At 68.8% G+C, this 14,783-nt stretch carries 14 protein-coding genes and 1 tRNA gene; 8 read left to right on the forward strand and 7 right to left on the reverse strand.

Annotation, left to right across the window (positions count from 1 at the left end; all coding sequences use genetic code 11):
- Positions 1-198 (forward strand): DUF5994 family protein (locus ACFC0D_RS36025; protein ID WP_376445629.1); only part of this gene is annotated, 198 nt, incomplete at its 5' end.
- A 66-nt stretch (positions 199-264) separates the two neighbouring features.
- On the opposite strand, the gene ACFC0D_RS36030 is transcribed toward ACFC0D_RS36025, so the two are convergent.
- The 4 genes from ACFC0D_RS36030 to ACFC0D_RS36045 form a co-directional block, all read right to left on the reverse strand.
- A complete protein-coding gene (locus ACFC0D_RS36030) occupies positions 265-1,464 on the reverse strand; it encodes a PP2C family protein-serine/threonine phosphatase (RefSeq protein ID WP_376445632.1) in 1,200 nt (399 codons plus the stop codon).
- A gap of 327 nt (positions 1,465-1,791) precedes the next feature.
- Positions 1,792-2,712, reverse strand: a complete 921-nt coding sequence (locus tag ACFC0D_RS36035; protein WP_376445634.1) for a hypothetical protein — start codon at positions 2,710-2,712, stop codon at positions 1,792-1,794.
- 826 nt (positions 2,713-3,538) lie between these two features.
- Positions 3,539-3,612: transfer RNA gene (locus tag ACFC0D_RS36040), tRNA-Pro, on the reverse strand.
- Between the two features lie 153 nt (positions 3,613-3,765).
- Complete coding sequence (locus ACFC0D_RS36045; RefSeq protein WP_376445636.1) at positions 3,766-4,704, reverse strand: metallophosphoesterase; 939 nt, start codon at positions 4,702-4,704, stop codon at positions 3,766-3,768.
- A gap of 73 nt (positions 4,705-4,777) precedes the next feature.
- Between ACFC0D_RS36045 and ACFC0D_RS36050 the strand changes: the two genes are divergently transcribed.
- On the forward strand, positions 4,778-5,242 hold the full coding sequence (locus tag ACFC0D_RS36050; protein WP_329118929.1) for a GatB/YqeY domain-containing protein: 465 nt from the start codon (positions 4,778-4,780) through the stop codon (positions 5,240-5,242).
- Positions 5,243-5,434: 192 nt separating this feature from the next.
- Here the strand turns inward: ACFC0D_RS36050 and ACFC0D_RS36055 are convergent, their stop codons facing one another.
- Positions 5,435-7,672 (reverse strand): transglycosylase domain-containing protein, encoded by a 2,238-nt coding sequence (locus ACFC0D_RS36055; RefSeq protein ID WP_376445639.1) that lies wholly within the window; start codon positions 7,670-7,672, stop codon positions 5,435-5,437.
- A 722-nt stretch (positions 7,673-8,394) separates the two neighbouring features.
- Between ACFC0D_RS36055 and ACFC0D_RS36060 the strand changes: the two genes are divergently transcribed.
- The gene (locus ACFC0D_RS36060) at positions 8,395-8,739 is read left to right on the forward strand and encodes a WhiB family transcriptional regulator (RefSeq protein WP_015034550.1); all 345 of its coding nucleotides are present in this window, start codon (positions 8,395-8,397) and stop codon (positions 8,737-8,739) included.
- 167 nt (positions 8,740-8,906) lie between these two features.
- Here the strand turns inward: ACFC0D_RS36060 and ACFC0D_RS36065 are convergent, their stop codons facing one another.
- Positions 8,907-10,244 (reverse strand): ArsA family ATPase, encoded by a 1,338-nt coding sequence (locus ACFC0D_RS36065; protein WP_376445654.1) that lies wholly within the window; start codon positions 10,242-10,244, stop codon positions 8,907-8,909.
- 17 nt (positions 10,245-10,261) lie between these two features.
- Positions 10,262-11,224: an ArsA family ATPase gene (locus ACFC0D_RS36070; protein WP_376445641.1), complete on the reverse strand. Its 963-nt coding sequence runs from the start codon at positions 11,222-11,224 to the stop codon at positions 10,262-10,264.
- A 72-nt stretch (positions 11,225-11,296) separates the two neighbouring features.
- Here ACFC0D_RS36070 and ACFC0D_RS36075 point away from each other — a divergent pair, with 72 nt between their 5' ends.
- The 5 genes from ACFC0D_RS36075 (at position 11,297) to ACFC0D_RS36095 (ending at position 14,739) form a co-directional block, all read left to right on the forward strand.
- On the forward strand, positions 11,297-11,455 hold the full coding sequence (locus ACFC0D_RS36075; protein WP_017947820.1) for a DUF4177 domain-containing protein: 159 nt from the start codon (positions 11,297-11,299) through the stop codon (positions 11,453-11,455).
- Positions 11,455-11,925 carry a RidA family protein gene (locus ACFC0D_RS36080; RefSeq protein WP_329118935.1) on the forward strand — a complete coding sequence of 157 codons (471 nt, stop codon included), beginning with the start codon at positions 11,455-11,457 and terminating at the stop codon, positions 11,923-11,925. Before ACFC0D_RS36075 ends, ACFC0D_RS36080 begins: the two co-directional genes overlap by 1 nt.
- A gap of 87 nt (positions 11,926-12,012) precedes the next feature.
- On the forward strand, positions 12,013-12,942 hold the full coding sequence (locus tag ACFC0D_RS36085) for an NUDIX hydrolase (protein ID WP_376445646.1): 930 nt from the start codon (positions 12,013-12,015) through the stop codon (positions 12,940-12,942).
- A complete protein-coding gene (locus ACFC0D_RS36090; RefSeq protein WP_376445648.1) occupies positions 12,939-13,769 on the forward strand; it encodes an MBL fold metallo-hydrolase in 831 nt (276 codons plus the stop codon). The genes ACFC0D_RS36085 and ACFC0D_RS36090 overlap by 4 nt, the downstream gene beginning before the upstream one ends.
- Before the next feature lie 85 nt (positions 13,770-13,854).
- Entirely contained in the window at positions 13,855-14,739 is an 885-nt protein-coding gene (locus ACFC0D_RS36095; RefSeq protein ID WP_376445651.1) for a prohibitin family protein, read from the forward strand.
- Positions 14,740-14,783: the final 44 nt, after the last annotated feature.

Below are 14,783 nucleotides of genomic sequence, written 5' to 3' on the forward strand. Positions count from 1 at the left end.
ATCGGCGACGACACCGTCCTCATCACCCGAGGCGACAGCGACCACTTCGCCCTGATGGTGGTGCCGCCGGACACGACGCCCGACGCGGCACGTGACGCCATGGCCCGCGCGGTCCGAGCCGACAACGTCACCCAGGCCGCCGAGATCCTCGTCGCCACGCTTCCCGAACCGGTGACACACCGGCCGGAGCCGGCGTGATCAGGAGGGCGAAGCTCCTGCCGCCCCGCAGGCCGCCTCACCGGCACCTCGCGGTACGTCTCTCCGTCATCCACGCCACTCGACCAGGACCAGCGTGGCGTCGTCCGAAGTGGCGTTGCCCCGTGCCCGTTTGAGGGTGTGGGAGAGGTCCCGTACCACCGCGCGGACCTCTCGGTCCGCCCGCTCCAGTCGGTTCACCCAGTCGATCAGCTGGTCCTCGCCGAACTCCTCCTGTCCGCTCTCGTGTTCCTCGATCAACCCGTCGGTGAAGCAGAGGACGCGATCGCCCGGTTCGAGCGTCACCCCGCTGACCTGCGGCTGTGCTCCTCCGAAGCCGACAGGGAGGGTCGTGGGGCTGTCCAGGCGGCCTACGACGCGGTGCCCGCGGATCAGAATGGGGGCGGGGTGCCCGGCGTTGACCCACTGGAGGCGGCCGGTGTTCGTGTCCAGCCGCATCATCTGCGCGGTCACGAAGTGGTCGGGTGCGAACTGCTCGGCCACGGCCCGGTCCATGAAGAGGTAGATCTCGGACAGCTCGATGCTGATCCGGCGGGCGTGCCGGTACGCGCCGATAGCCACGGTGGCCATCGTGGCCGCGTCCAGACCGTGACCCATGGCGTCGATCATGGCGAGGTGGAACGCGTCCCCGTTCAAGGCGTAGTCGAAGCTGTCCCCCGCCACGTCGTAGGCGGGCTCCAGAACGCCGGCGACGTCGACGCGCGGCGTCACCATCGTCAGCGGTGGCAGCAGCGACCACTGGATCTCGGCGGCGACGCTCATCGGTTCGCTGCGACGGGTCCGGAAGAAGAGGTCGGTGTGGCCGTTCTTGGTCTGCATCATGTCGGCGATCAGGCCGGCGATCCTGCGCAGCAGGCGGCGGTCGTCGTCATCGACGGCGTCCAATGTGACGGCCAGAACGCCCGCCTGGTCGCCCCCGTCCAGCAACGGCAGCAGGACCCGTACGCCGTCGGCCAGCACGAGTTCGACCGGGCGCGAGGTGAGGAAACACCGGCCGGCCTCGGATTCGTCAATGACTTGCGGCTCGCCGCCCGCCAGCCCTTCGCCCGGCAGGGGGACCAGTCTCTGCTGCCCGTAGTCCTGGAGCAGGATCTGCGGATCCCGTCCCCCCAGCCGCGCCACCGTGTCGGCGAACACCGGCCCGACCCGATGCGGCGGCAGCTCGTGGGCCCGGTCCAGGAGCCCGCCCAGCAGCCCCTCCCCGAAGCTCTCCGAGCGATCAGGATCACCGGCCGATCGGACTGTCATCCCGCTCCCTCCCACAGGGCGACGGACGGGCTGCGCAGCGCTTTTTTACGCTGCTGCCCGGCGGGCACGGAGTGAGGCCCGTTACCGGTGATCTTGCCACCAGGATGCGCCTCGACGGCAGGGCACGCCACACGGGTGCCATCGAAGGTCACCTCTGCACACTGTCGCCCGGGCAGGGCATCTCGGCGTACCGACTTGATCGAGCCGACGGCCGTCGCGTGAGTTCACGCGAACGGGCGGGTTCGGTGATCGCCGCTGTCGTCGCGGCGCGCATAGGGGAGGGTTTGGACGGGCACTGCGGGCCACCTTCCACTCGGTGGACCGGACTCAGGGCGATGCCTGCAGCGATTCGAGATACTCCTCACCCTGCTGCGTGATCCTCATGGCGCTGTCGCTCATCGAGCGGTTGGCATATCCGAGGCGACGTAGGCCGGTGAAATGGCCATTCATATCTCGTGTTGGTATGGCGTCGCCCAACTTGTCCGCGAGCCATGCCGCTTCTGCCCCTTGCAGGCCCTCGATGCCGAGATCCTTGGCCAGCTTAAGTACCCAGAGGAGCTTGTCGCGCTTCAGCCTCACTCGGTGATATGGAACGATCCCGTCGATCGTCGAGGGGATGTCATCCAGATCCGCAAACGCATCCGGAACTGGCACGGAGCGCGGTTTTCTTCGCCCGCTTCCTCGTGCGGTGGGAACCGAAGTGCCCCGCTTACCCCCACGCTTGCTCCGAACGTCACTGAATCCCGTTTCCAGGATGTCCTTTGCGGCTTCCGATACGTAGTGGTCACCCTTGACCTCCCCCTCGTGGATCCAGCCGGCCCGAACGGCCTTATCGAATTCTCGGGAGAAGTGTGTTGGGATGCGATCGCGCGATCGCTGGAATAGTCGCCGAATATCACTCTGTGTGAATGTTTCGCGGTCCTCTTCTTGTAGCAGGTAGGCGGCAAACGTCGTGATCTTCTCTGGATAGGTCTTCGCGCCAGAGAGTTCCAGTGCTTGGCGTGGGCTCTCGACGAGGCGTGTTCGACGAGTCTTTTCGGGTGCTGGGGACTCGATGGCCTCCTCTTCCGCTCTTGGGGCGGAAGAGGGGGGAAGAGCGAGCGGCTCGTGGCTGAGACTCGGAGGATCGAGCCCCAGTGGCGCCTGAAGCATGCCGATCACTTGGGCGGCTTGGGCAACGCTGATGTCCTGCTCGAAGGTGATTCGACCGCTAAGCGCCAAGTGGACGTCTTGGTTCATAGCGTTCATGTAAGAACAGTACCTCTCTAACCGATATGGCGGTATCCCGCCGCGAGCGAAACCCTCGTGGCTCTCGGCTGCCCTGGAATCCCCGGTTGGGACTCCAGGGCGCTGATGCCGCCCCTTCAGGGAGCGCGATAGAGCGCGATCTACCGCCCGCAAGCCGTCTAGTGCCGAAAGGTGACGCGTCGATGGAATGACGTGACCAGGAAATTACGGTTTGTGACTCTGTGTGTCTGAGCCGGAAACTCGGGAGTGGGCGCAAGGTCGGCCAAGTTCGGCACAGTGTTACGCGGGAAATTTTGATTGGGGGCTGCCGCGCACTGCAGTATTCGATCTTCGATAAGAGGCCGGTCGTAATGCCGCACGCTCCACCAGACATGGCGACGTCTCGCCTGACGGCTCTCGCGAGGGCTAGGCGGAGCTGGTTGAGGCTGGGTGCTCCGTCAGGGCCGGTGGGGTGCGGTAGATCCGGTAGCTGAGCGACGGCGGGGCCCGACTGAAAGCCCCAGCCAGAACGCCAAGTACAGCCCTCTCATGCGGCCTTGGCACGCCGGGCTTCACAAGCCTGAGGCCCAGGCCGAGCAACTACGGGCCCAACTGGCGCATCGTGATCGACTGGAGGGTGTCTGGCAGCCACCCGGGCGGACGTAGGGCAGGGTCGGAGGACATGAGATTCGACCTCGTGAGGGGTTGCCCCCAACACGCTTTCCACCCGATGCGGGGAGCCGCTTCCCGGAGTCGGCTCCCAAACGGCTCCCAAGGCGACCCCGGAAACCACTCAGGGGCCTGACCCGCTCTCGCGGATCAGGCCCCTGACCTGGTGTTTCAGCTGTCGGGGTGGCGGGATTTGAACCCACGACCTCTTCGTCCCGAACGAAGCGCGCTGCCAAGCTGCGCTACACCCCGATGTCGCTGCTCTGTTCTTCACGTCGCGGCGACATCGATTACTTTAGCCCACCCACGCCCGGAGACGAAATCCGGTTTTCGTGGGACGGCGCCGCAGGTCGGATGCGGTCCGGCCGGGTGTCGCCCGGGGGCGGCGCGTGGGAGGGGTACGTCTCAGTCGCGCGCCGTCAGCGTCAGCAGCGTCGCCTCCGGGGGGCAGGCGAAGCGCACCGGGGTGAAGCGGTTCGTGCCGCAGCCCGCCGAGACGTGGAGGAAGGAGGTGCGGCCCTCCACCGTGTGCGTCGAGAGGCCCTTCACCCGGTCCGTGTCCAGGTCGCAGTTGGTCACCAGCGCGCCGTAGAAGGGGACGCACAGCTGGCCGCCGTGGGTGTGGCCCGCCAGGATCAGGCCGTAGCCGTCCGCGGTGAAGGCGTCGAGGGTGCGCAGATACGGGGCGTGGACCACGCCCAGCGAGAAGTCCGCCGTCAGGTCGGGGCCGCCCGCCACCCGCTCGTACCGGTCCCGCTTGATGTGCGGGTCGTCCAGCCCGGTGAAGGCCAGCTCCAGGTCGGGCAGCTTCAGCCGGCCGCGGGTGTTGGTCAGGTTCACCCAGCCCGCGTCGTCGAAGGCGTCCCGCAGCCCCTCCCACGGGTTGTGCACCGCGCCCACCACCGGCGCGTTGCCGTTGAGACCGTGCCGCCCCTGGGCCTTCTCCAGCAGATAGCGGGCGGGGTTGCGCAGCTGCGGCCCGTAGTAGTCGTTGGAGCCGAAGACGTACACGCCCGGGAAGTCCATCAGCGGGCCGAGCGCGTCCAGGACCTCCGGGACCGCGTCCGTGTCCGAGAGGTTGTCGCCCGTGTTGACCACGAAGTCCGGGCGCAGCCCCGCGAGGGACTGCAGCCACTTCCGCTTCTTGCGCTGGCCGCACACCATGTGGATGTCGGAGACCTGAAGGACCCGCAGATCCCGCATTCCGCGCGGGAGTACGGGGATCGTCACACGGCGCAGGCGGAACGAGCGGGCCTCGAAGCCCGCCGCGTAGACCAGTCCGGCCGCCGCCGTCGCCGTAAGACCTGCCGTGACCTTGAGGGGGATCCCGTACCGTGCGCGCATCCCCCCATCGTCGCAGACCCGATGGAGGGAAATGCGCGGGCGGGCAGGGTGGGGCACCTGACACACTTGGGGCATGACCACGCTCAAGGCCAAGCTTCAGGACGACCTCAACGCCGCCATCAAGGAGCGCGACGAGCTGCGCTCCTCGACGCTGCGGCTCACCCTCACCGCGATCACCAAGGAGGAGGTCTCGGGCACGACCAAGCGCGAGCTCTCCGACGACGAGGTGCAGAAGGTGATCGCCAAGGAGGCGAAGAAGCGCCGTGAGGCCGCGGAGGCCTTCGCCCAGGGTGGTCGCGCCGAGTCCGCCGAGCGGGAGAAGGCGGAGGGTGTCATCCTCGACGCGTACCTGCCGAAGCAGCTCGGCGACGACGAGCTGGAGCAGATCGTCGCGGCGGCCGTCGCCGAGGCCAAGGCCGCCGGCGCCGAGGGGCCGCGGGCCATGGGTGCCGTCATGAAGATCGTGAACCCGAAGGTGGCCGGGCAGGCCGAGGGCGGCCGGGTCGCCGCCGTCGTGAAGAAGCTCCTGGCGGGCTGAGACCCGCGAATGTTCGTGGGCCGGTAAGCGGGAGCGCTCGCCTGCTGAGCAGGCGCTCCCAGGCCGGTTCCCGGGAACGCTCGCCGGCTGAGCCGACGCTCGCCGGCCGTGAAGAGTTCCTCGCCGGCTGAGTCCCGTGAAACGACCGAGGGCGCCTCTCCCAGGAGAGGCGCCCTCGCTCATGTCCGCGTCCTAGCGGCCGTTGCCGCCGTTGTTGCCGCCGCGGCCGTTTCCGCCGCCGATCAGGTCCGGCGGGATCGTGATGTCCGGGAACGGGTCCTCGTCATCGCCCCGGCCCGGCCTGTTGTCGTCGCGGGGCTTGCCCTTGTCCTTGTCCTTCTCCTTGTCCTCCGGCTTCTCGCCGCGAGGCACGGCGATCGGCGCGAAGGACGGCGTCTCGGAGGCGGTCAGCGCCCCGGTCATCGCGATCTTCCAGATCGGACCGGGGAGGCAGCCACCGCAGACCTTGTCGTACGTCACGCCGCCGATGACGATGTTGTACATCGACTGCTTCTCGCCGACGTCGTCACCGACCCACACCGCCGTGGACAGGTTGGGGGTGTACCCGACGAACCAGGCGTCCTTGCGGTCGTTCGTCGTACCCGTCTTGCCGGCGTTGTCGCGGTCGCTCAGACCCGCCCTCGTACCGGTGCCGTCCTCGACGACGCCCTTCAGCATCTGGTTGATGGTGTCCGCGGTGCGCTCGCTCATCGCCCGCGAGCACTCCGTCTGAGGCACCTTCAGCCGCTCGCCGTTGGCCGTCTTGATCGACTCGATGGCGACCGGGGTGCAGTACGTGCCGCGGTTGGCGAAGGTGGCGTACACGGCCGCCATGTCGAGCGGGGTGGACTCCTGGCCGCCGAGGGTGATCGAGGGCAGCTCCTGGAGCTTCTTGCCCAGCTCCTTCTCGTACCCCATCTTCTTCGCCATCTCGACCGTCTCGCACAGCCCGGTCATCTGCTCCAGGTGGGCGAAGTAGGTGTTGATGGACTTGCCGAGCGCGCTCGTCATGTCCCAGGTGCCGGCCTCGGACTTCATCTCGTTCTGCAGGTCCCAGTTGCCACCGCCGGACGGGCCGCCCGCGCAGGTGTTGTAGGAGGCCATCGGAAGCGAGATCTTCCACGGCGTGGAGAAGGACTGCGCCGGGCTCAGCCCCTTCTCCAGGGCCGCCGCGGCGGTGATCGGCTTGAATGTCGAACCGACCTGGAAGCCGTACGTCGTGCCGCCCATCTTCTTGCCGACGGCGAGGTTGAGCGTGGTCTGGTGCTGCTTCTGGTCCAGGCCGTACGGGCGGGACTGGCCCATCGAGAGGATCTTGCCGGTGCCCGGCTGGACCTGGACCACCGAGGCGGCGACCTTGTCGTCCACGTTGATCTTCGCGACGGCCGCCTCGTTGGCCGCCTCCTGCGCGCGCGGGTCGAGCGTGGTCCGGACGGTGAGGCCGCCCAGGTTCCACAGCTTCTGCCGCTCCTCGACCGTCTTGCCGAAGACCGGGTCGTTGAGGATCGTCTTGCGGACGTAGTCGCAGAAGAAGCCGGCGCCGTCGACGGCGGTGATGCAGCCGTTCTTCGGGGCCTTCACCTTCAGCTTGATCGGCGCCGCCTTCGCCCGGTCCGCCTCCGCCTGGCTGATGTCCTTCACGTCGGCCATCCGCTGCAGCACCGTGTTGCGGCGCTTGGTGGCTTCCTGGAGGTCGTTGACCGGGTCGTAGCGGCTCGGCGACTGGACGAGGCCGGCCATCATGGCGGCCTCCTCCAACTTCAGGTCGGCGGCGGGCTTGGAGAAGTAGCGCTGGGCCGCTGCCTCGATGCCGTACGCCTGCTGGCCGAAGAAGGTGATGTTCAGGTAGTTCTCGAGGATCTTCTTCTTCCCCAGCTCCTCCTCGACCTGGATCGCGTACTTGAGTTCGCGGACCTTACGGCCGATGGTCTGCTGGGTGGCCGCGGCGACCTTCTCGGGGTCGTCACCGGCCTCCTCGACGAAGACGTTCTTCACATACTGCTGAGTGAGCGTCGACGCGCCCTGCGCCACGCCGCCCGACTGGGCGTTGCGGTTGATCGCGCGCAGCACGCCCTTGAGGTCGATCGCTCCGTGCTCGTAGAAGCGGGAGTCCTCGATCGCGACGATCGCCTTCTGCATGTACGGGGAGATCTTCTCCAGCGGCACGACCTTCCGGTCGCGCGAGTACACGGTGGCGAGGTGGCCGCCCTCGGAGTCGAGGATCGTGGTGCGCTGACTCAGCGGCGGCGTCTTCAGGTTGGACGGGATTTCGTCGAATCCCTCGACCGTGCCCTTGGCCGCCAGTCCGAGTGCTCCGGCCGCGGGCAGGGCGATGCCTGCCAGCACGGCTCCGGAGAGCACACTGACACCGAGGAACTTGGCGGCCTGCTGGGTCCCGGTCAGACCTCCGCCCGAGCGCTTCTTTGCCATGGGGGCAGCCTAATCCGTAGTGATGAGCGTTCCGCAGGAGCAGGGGCCTCTCGGAGCGTTCGAGTACCAGACCGTGACATCCGGAGGCGGCCGGGGCGCCGGATTGCCTGGTGAGCCGGTGGCCCCGCAGGCCGGCGGCAGCCGGTCATTCGCCCATGGGACCCGAAGTGCGGACGGTCGTCGCCGACGAATTCGAACCCCGTCTTTGCCACCGACCCCGGACCGGACGCCGACGAGTGGCACCGGAGGCTCTTCCGCCGCGTCATGAACGAAGGGCTCGTCCCGCAGACGTGACGGCACGGCAACGTGAGGCGGCTACGTTCTCATTCGCCGGACACACGTGTATGCCTTGGCCTAAGCTGCTCTCAACTGTCACAGCAGTGTGGTTCTGCATCAAGACCCGGGCGTGACATCGGCACGAAATCCCTTGAACCCGAAGCCTGGGAAGTCATGCCCGATTCCGCCCCATGCGTCACTCGACGCCCCAAGTGGCCCTGCCACGGTCGGGCGAACTGCCCCGGTTCGCCGGATTCGACACGCATGTCCACCGGTCACTCCCCTGGGTGATCTGCCGCGTACGCATAGTCCGTTCGGGCCATTCAAGATTGGGCCCGAAGGGGGTGTTGCGCTGTGCCCACCTTCCGTAACGTCACCAACTGGCAGCGGTGAATATGCCGCTACCGCCGTGGGGGAGCCTCGATTCGGGAGAGGACGGCGCCGGTATGGGCTGGGTAGCTGACTGGAGTGCGCAGGCGGCCTGCCGCACTACCGATCCGGATGAACTTTTCGTTCAAGGAGCGGCACAGAACAGGGCGAAGGCAGTGTGCACCGGATGTCCGGTGCGGACCGAGTGCCTGGCCGATGCACTGGACAACCGTGTGGAGTTCGGCGTGTGGGGCGGGATGACGGAGCGCGAGCGCCGTGCCCTGCTGCGCCGGCGGCCGACCGTCACCTCGTGGCGGCGACTGCTCGAGACCGCACGCACGGAGTACGAGCGGGGAGCGGGCCTGCTCCCCGTGGCGATCGAGGACGACGCGACGTACGAGGCGTATGCGGCGGTGGGCTAGCCCCACGCCTTACCGGCTCGTGACGTTCGAGACGTACGCGGGCGTACGACACGTTCGAGACGTGCGCAGCTCTGAAGGCGTACGGCGCGTTCGACACGTACGCAGCGTTCGCAGATGTACGAGGCTTGCGCGGCGGTGGGTCATGCCCCTGCCGGCGTTCGCACAGCTCAGGCCGACGGCATCCGTCCGGCCGTGAGTCGATCACCGATGGCCCGAAGCCCTGCGAGATCGTGTACGTCGCCGGGCAGGGCGGCCACTTCGGCCACAGCCACCTCGGGGTGGAGCGCCGTGAAGCGGTCGCGCGTGCGCTGTTCGCGCGCGAGCACCTGCATCCGCTCGGCATGGAGACGGAGCAGTCCTGCGGTCAGCTGCTGAATGTCGTGCGTGGCGTCGTCGGCTGTGGGGGCAGCCTCGTCGTGCGACGTGCGTGCGGCGGCGGTGACGGTGGCGGCGCTGGCGGTGTCCGACAGCTCGGGGGGTGTGGCACGGGAGCCACGAACACCAGTCTTCCCGGCCACCTGATCGACAATGCGTCCCTCGTCAAGATTTTCCGCGGCGGCCCGCGCCCGCTCGGCCGACAGCTGGGCGGCGCCGCTGCCGTGGACGCGATTGAGGACGAGACCGGCCAGGGGCATCTCCTCGGCGGCGAGCCGTTCCACGAAGTACGCGGCCTCGCGCAGCGCGTCCCGCTCCGGCGTGGCCACCACGAGGAACGCCGTGCCCGGGGCCTGGAGCAGCTTGTACGTCGCGTCCGCCCGGGTCCGGAAGCCGCCGAACATCGTGTCCATCGCGGCCACGAAGGTCTGAACGTCCTTCAGGAACTGCCCTCCCAGCAGCTTCCCCAGCGTGCCCGTCATCATCGACATGCCGACGTTGAGAAACTTCATCCCGGCCCGGCCGCCCATCTTCGCCGGGGCCATCAGCAGCTTGATGAACTTCCCGTCCAGGAAGGACCCGAGCCGTTTCGGAGCGTCCAGGAAGTCCAGCGCCGAACGCGACGGGGGAGTGTCGACCACGATCAGGTCCCACTCGTCACGGGCCCGCAGCTGCCCGAGCTTCTCCATCGCCATGTACTCCTGCGTGCCGGCGAAACCGGCCGACAGGGACTGGTAGAACGGGTTCTCCAGGATCGCCCGGGCCCGCTCGGCGTCCGCGTGCGCCTCGACGATCTCGTCGAAGGTCCGCTTCATGTCGAGCATCATCGCGTGCAGTTCTCCGCCGTCGGAGCCCTTGATGCCGTCGACCTTGCGGGGGATGTTGTCGAGCGAGTCGATCCCCATCGACTGGGCCAGCCGGCGGGCCGGGTCGATCGTCAGCACGACGACCTTGCGGCCCCGCTCGGCCGCCCGTACGCCGAGCGCCGCCGCGGTCGTCGTCTTGCCGACCCCGCCCGCGCCGCAGCAGACGACGATCCGCGTGCCCAGGTCGTCGATGAGCGGATCCAGGTGCAGGACGGGGGCGGAGTCGAGCCCGTTCACGGCGGGCACGGAGTCGAGACCGTGCACCGCGGCAGCCTTCTCCGTCACACGCCCACCCCTTGCTTCCGTAGGTCCTTCGCCAGCCGGTACAGGCCCGCGATGTCCGCCCCGTCCCCGAGGAAGGGCAGTTCGTACGTCGGTACGCCGAGGCCGGCCAGCACCGCACGCTGCTCGCGCTCCAGCTCCACCCGCTGGGCGTGCTCGCCCGCCTGCTCCAGGAGCGGCTCGACCAGCTTCGTACCGCCGGAGATCCCCGCGGCCGCCAGGGTCTTCGCGACCGCGTCCCGGTGGTCGCCGGAGGCGGCCCGTACCGCCGCCTCGTCGAGGACGTGCGGACGGACCATGTTCACGATGATCTCGCCCACCGGAAGGTCGGCCCCGCGCAGCTCCGCGACGCCGTCCGCGGTCTCCTGGACCGGCATCTCCTCCAGCAGCGTCACCAGATGCACCGCCGTCTCGGGGGACTTGAGCACCCGCATCACGGCCTGCGCCTGATTGTGTATCGGGCCGATCCGCGCCAGCCCCGCCACCTCGTCGTTCACGTTGAGGAAGCGGGTGATCCGGCCGGTCGGGGGTGCGTCCATGACGACGTGGTCGTAGGTGTAGCCGCCGTGCTTCTCGCGCCGGCGGACCGCCTCGCACGCCTTGCCGGTCAGCAGTACGTCCCGCACGCCCGGCGCTATCGTCGTCGCGAAGTCGATCGCGCCGAGCTTCTTCAGGGCCCGGCCCGCGCTGCCCAGCTTGTAGAACATCTGGAGGTAGTCGAGGAGCGCGCGCTCGGCGTCGATGGCCAGCGCGAACACCTCGCCGCCGCCCGGCGCGACGGCGATCTTGCGCTCCTCGTACGGAAGGGCTTCCGTCTCGAAGAGCTGTGCGATGCCCTGTCTGCCTTCGACCTCGACGAGGAGGGTCCGCTTGCCCTCCGTCGCGAGGGCGAGCGCGAGGGCGGCGGCGACCGTCGTCTTACCGGTACCACCCTTGCCGCTGACGACCTGGAGCCTGCTCACGTCTTCGAGCCTAACCACTGGCAGGCCCGCCTAAGCAGGAGGCTACCTGTGGCAGCGGATACAGTCGGCTCCATGACCAAGTGGGAATACGCGACCGTGCCCCTTCTCGTGCACGCGACGAAGCAGATTCTGGACACCTGGGGCGAGGACGGGTGGGAGCTCGTCCAGGTCGTTCCCGGCCCGAACAACCCCGAGCAGCTCGTGGCCTACCTGAAGCGGGAGAAGTCCTGATGAGCGGCGCCGTCGAGGCGAAGCTCGCCGAGCTGGGCCTGACGCTGCCGGAGGTCGTGCCCCCGCTGGCCGCCTACCAGCCGGCCGTGCAGTCGGGGGTGTACGTCTACACCTCGGGCCAGCTCCCGATCGTGGAGGGCAAGCTCCAGCTGGCCGGCAAGGTCGGCGGTGAGGTCACCGCCGAGGAGGCCAAGAAGCTCGCGGCCACCTGCGCCCTGAACGCGCTCGCGGCCGTGAAGTCGGTCGCCGGTGACCTGGACCGGATCAAGCGGGTCGTGAAGGTCGTCGGCTTCGTCGCCTCGGCCTCCGACTTCACCGGTCAGCCGGGCGTCATCAACGGCGCCAGCGAGCTGCTGGGCGCCGTCCTCGGTGACAAGGGAGTGCACGCGCGCAGCGCGGTGGGTGTCGCGGTGCTGCCGCTGGACGCCCCGGTCGAGGTCGAGGTCCAGGTGGAGCTCGTCCAGGCCTGACCGCCCGTGTGTTCGTCAAGAGCCGGTTCCCCCGCCCAGGGGGAATCGGCTCTCGTGCGTTCGGGTAGTTGCGCATACCATCCGGCCATGTCGAATGGTCAGTGGTACCCACCGGAATGGCCCGACCGCATCCGCGCCCTGGCGGCGGGCGAGCTCACGCCCCCGGCCCCGAGGCGGGCGGCGACCGTCCTGCTGCTGCGCGACGCCGCCGACGGTCCGCACGTCCACATGCTGCGGCGGCGCACCTCCATGGCCTTCGCGGGCGGTGCGTACGCCTATCCGGGCGGCGGCGTCGATCCGCGTGACGAGCACCCGGTGCGCTGGGCCGGACCCTCCCTGGAGAGCTGGGCCGAGCGCCTCGGCGTCACGGGCACGGAAGAGGCGCAGGCGATCGTCTGCGCGGCCGTGCGCGAGACCTTCGAGGAGGCGGGCGTGCTGCTCGCCGGCGGGACCGCCGACTCCGTGGTCGACGACACGACCGGTGAGGACTGGGAGAAGGACCGCGAGGCGCTGGTCGCCCGTGAGCTGTCGTTCGCGGACTTCCTCGACCGGCGCGGGCTGGTGCTGCGCTCGGACCTGCTCGGTGCGTGGGCGCGGTGGATCACGCCGGAGTTCGAGTCCCGGCGGTACGACACCTGGTTCTTCGCGGCCGTCCTTCCGACCGGTCAGCGCACCCGTGACGTCTCGACCGAGGCGGACCGCACGGTCTGGATCCGCCCGGCAGATGCCGCGGCCGGCTACGACCGGGGCGAGCTGACGATGATGCCGCCGACGATCTCGACCCTGCGGGGCCTGGAACGCTTCGGTACGGCCGCCGAGGCGCTGGCCGCGGCCCAGGACCAGGATCTGACTCCCGTACTCGCGCAGGCGCGGCTGGAGGGCGACAAGCTGATTCTGAGCTGGCCGGGCCACGACGAGTTCACCAAGCACATCCCGACGGGCGCGCGTCCTGACGCGTCTCCCGCAACGGACGCGGACCGGGACGCCGGCGCTCCGGGCGAAGGAGGTGCGCGATGAGTGACGCCGCCGCGCTGCCCGGGCAGCCCCGTGGCGGGGTCCTTTCCGGCCCCGCGACCGCCCGCGCCGTCAACGTCCTCGCGCCGAATCCGTCCGCGATGACCCTTGACGGCACCAACACCTGGATCGTCTCCGAGCCGGACTCCGACCTCGCCGTCGTCGTCGACCCGGGGCCGCTCGACGACGGTCACCTCACGCAGGTGATCGAGACCGCGACGAAGCTCGGCAAGCGGGTCGCGCTCACGCTGCTGACGCACGGTCACCCCGACCACGCCGAGGGCGCGAGCCGGTTCGCCGAGCTGACGGGGACGCATGTGCGGGCCCTGGACCCGGCTCTGCGCCTCGGCGACGAGGGGCTCACCGCCGGGGACGTCATCACGGTCGGCGGGCTGGAGATGCGGATCGTACCGACCCCGGGGCACACCGCGGACTCGCTCTCCTTCCATCTCCCCGCCGACCGGGCCGTCCTGACGGGCGACACGATCCTCGGGCGCGGCACGACGATCGTCGCCCACCCCGACGGGCGGCTCGGCGACTATCTGGACTCGCTGCGCCGGCTGCGCTCGCTCACGGTCGACGACGGGGTCCACACGGTGCTGCCGGGCCACGGGCCCGTCCTGGAGGACGCACAGGGCGCGGTGGAGTTCTACCTCGCGCACCGCGCCAACCGGCTCGCCCAGGTGGAGACGGCGGTCGAGAGCGGCCACCGGACCCCCTCGGAGGTCGTCGCCCATGTGTACGCGGACGTGGACCGCTCGCTCTGGCCGGCCGCCGAACTGTCCGTACGGGCTCAGCTGGAGTACCTGCGGGAGCACGGCCTGATCTGACCCCCACCCTCGAGGGCTCGCGGTTCGTGACTTACGCTCCGCTTACTTCGCCTGCAACCGACCGTAGTCCTCGGGGGGAACGCCCATGTTCGTCATAGCCATCCTGCTGCTCCTCGCAGCAGTGGTGCTCTTCTTCGTCGCCCGCTCCAACGACTCGAAGGGTCTGAAGCTCGGCGCGCTCGGCGCGGTCATCGCGGGTGCCTTCTCGCTGGTCGCCAGCATGACGTACGTGGTCAGCGCGTACGAGGTCGGCGTCCCGGTCGCGTTCGGCAAGGTGGGCGAGCCGATGACCTCGGGCATGCACGTCAAGTCGCCGTTCACCGACGTCACGACCTTCTCCACCCGCCCGGTCGACCTCAACCTCTCCGACAAGGACGTGGTCGAGGTCCGCTCCTCGCAGGGCGGCGTGATGGAGGTCGAGGTGACCGTGAAGTGGGCGGTCACGCCGGCCAAGTCGGTCGAGCTGTACCGGCTCGCGGGCAGCGAGGAGTCCATCCAGCAGCGTCTGGTCTACCCGGACAGCCGGGAGATCGTCCGTAACGTCTTCGCCCGTTACACGAGCGAGCAGGGCTACGCCACGGACCGCGAGAAGATCAACGCCGAGATCGGCACGCTCATCAAGGAGCGCCTGGCCCCGCGCGGGATCGACGTGACGACCGTCAACCTGCGCAACGTGAAGCCTTCGAAGGCTCTGCAGGACCAGATCGACCGCAAGATCCAGCAGCAGCAGGCGACCGAGCGCGCCACCGAGGCGTCCCGTACGGCCAAGGCCGAGGCCGACCGGCGCCGTATCGAGGCCGAGGGCATCGCCCGCGCCAACAAGATCCTCAACGATTCGCTGACCGACAAGGTCCTGATGAACCAGTGCATCGACGCGTACAAGGAGGCCGCGGCGAAGAACCCGGTGTACGCGGTTCCGTGCGGCGTCGCGGGCGGCAACCCGCTGATCGTCGACGGCACGAAGCGGTAGTACTGCCGCAGTCGACGTACGAGGAAGGCCGCCCGGTCCACGAC

It is taken from the genome of Streptomyces sp. NPDC056222 (assembly GCF_042264065.1).
GTDB lineage: Bacteria > Actinomycetota > Actinomycetes > Streptomycetales > Streptomycetaceae > Streptomyces.

What these genes read in the sequence shown, in the direction of transcription:
- ACFC0D_RS36030 (WP_376445632.1), bottom strand. Translation starts at nt 1,464, where the DNA reads ATGACAGTCCGATCGGCCGGTGATCCTGATCGCTCGGAGAGCTTCGGG.
- ACFC0D_RS36035 (WP_376445634.1), bottom strand. Translation starts at nt 2,712, where the DNA reads ATGAACGCTATGAACCAAGACGTCCACTTGGCGCTTAGCGGTCGAATC.
- ACFC0D_RS36045 (WP_376445636.1), bottom strand. Translation starts at nt 4,704, where the DNA reads ATGCGCGCACGGTACGGGATCCCCCTCAAGGTCACGGCAGGTCTTACG.
- ACFC0D_RS36050 (WP_329118929.1), top strand. Translation starts at nt 4,778, where the DNA reads ATGACCACGCTCAAGGCCAAGCTTCAGGACGACCTCAACGCCGCCATC.
- ACFC0D_RS36055 (WP_376445639.1), bottom strand. Translation starts at nt 7,672, where the DNA reads ATGGCAAAGAAGCGCTCGGGCGGAGGTCTGACCGGGACCCAGCAGGCC.
- ACFC0D_RS36060 (WP_015034550.1), top strand. Translation starts at nt 8,395, where the DNA reads ATGGGCTGGGTAGCTGACTGGAGTGCGCAGGCGGCCTGCCGCACTACC.
- ACFC0D_RS36075 (WP_017947820.1), top strand. Translation starts at nt 11,297, where the DNA reads ATGACCAAGTGGGAATACGCGACCGTGCCCCTTCTCGTGCACGCGACG.
- ACFC0D_RS36080 (WP_329118935.1), top strand. Translation starts at nt 11,455, where the DNA reads ATGAGCGGCGCCGTCGAGGCGAAGCTCGCCGAGCTGGGCCTGACGCTG.
- ACFC0D_RS36085 (WP_376445646.1), top strand. Translation starts at nt 12,013, where the DNA reads ATGTCGAATGGTCAGTGGTACCCACCGGAATGGCCCGACCGCATCCGC.
- ACFC0D_RS36090 (WP_376445648.1), top strand. Translation starts at nt 12,939, where the DNA reads ATGAGTGACGCCGCCGCGCTGCCCGGGCAGCCCCGTGGCGGGGTCCTT.
- ACFC0D_RS36095 (WP_376445651.1), top strand. Translation starts at nt 13,855, where the DNA reads ATGTTCGTCATAGCCATCCTGCTGCTCCTCGCAGCAGTGGTGCTCTTC.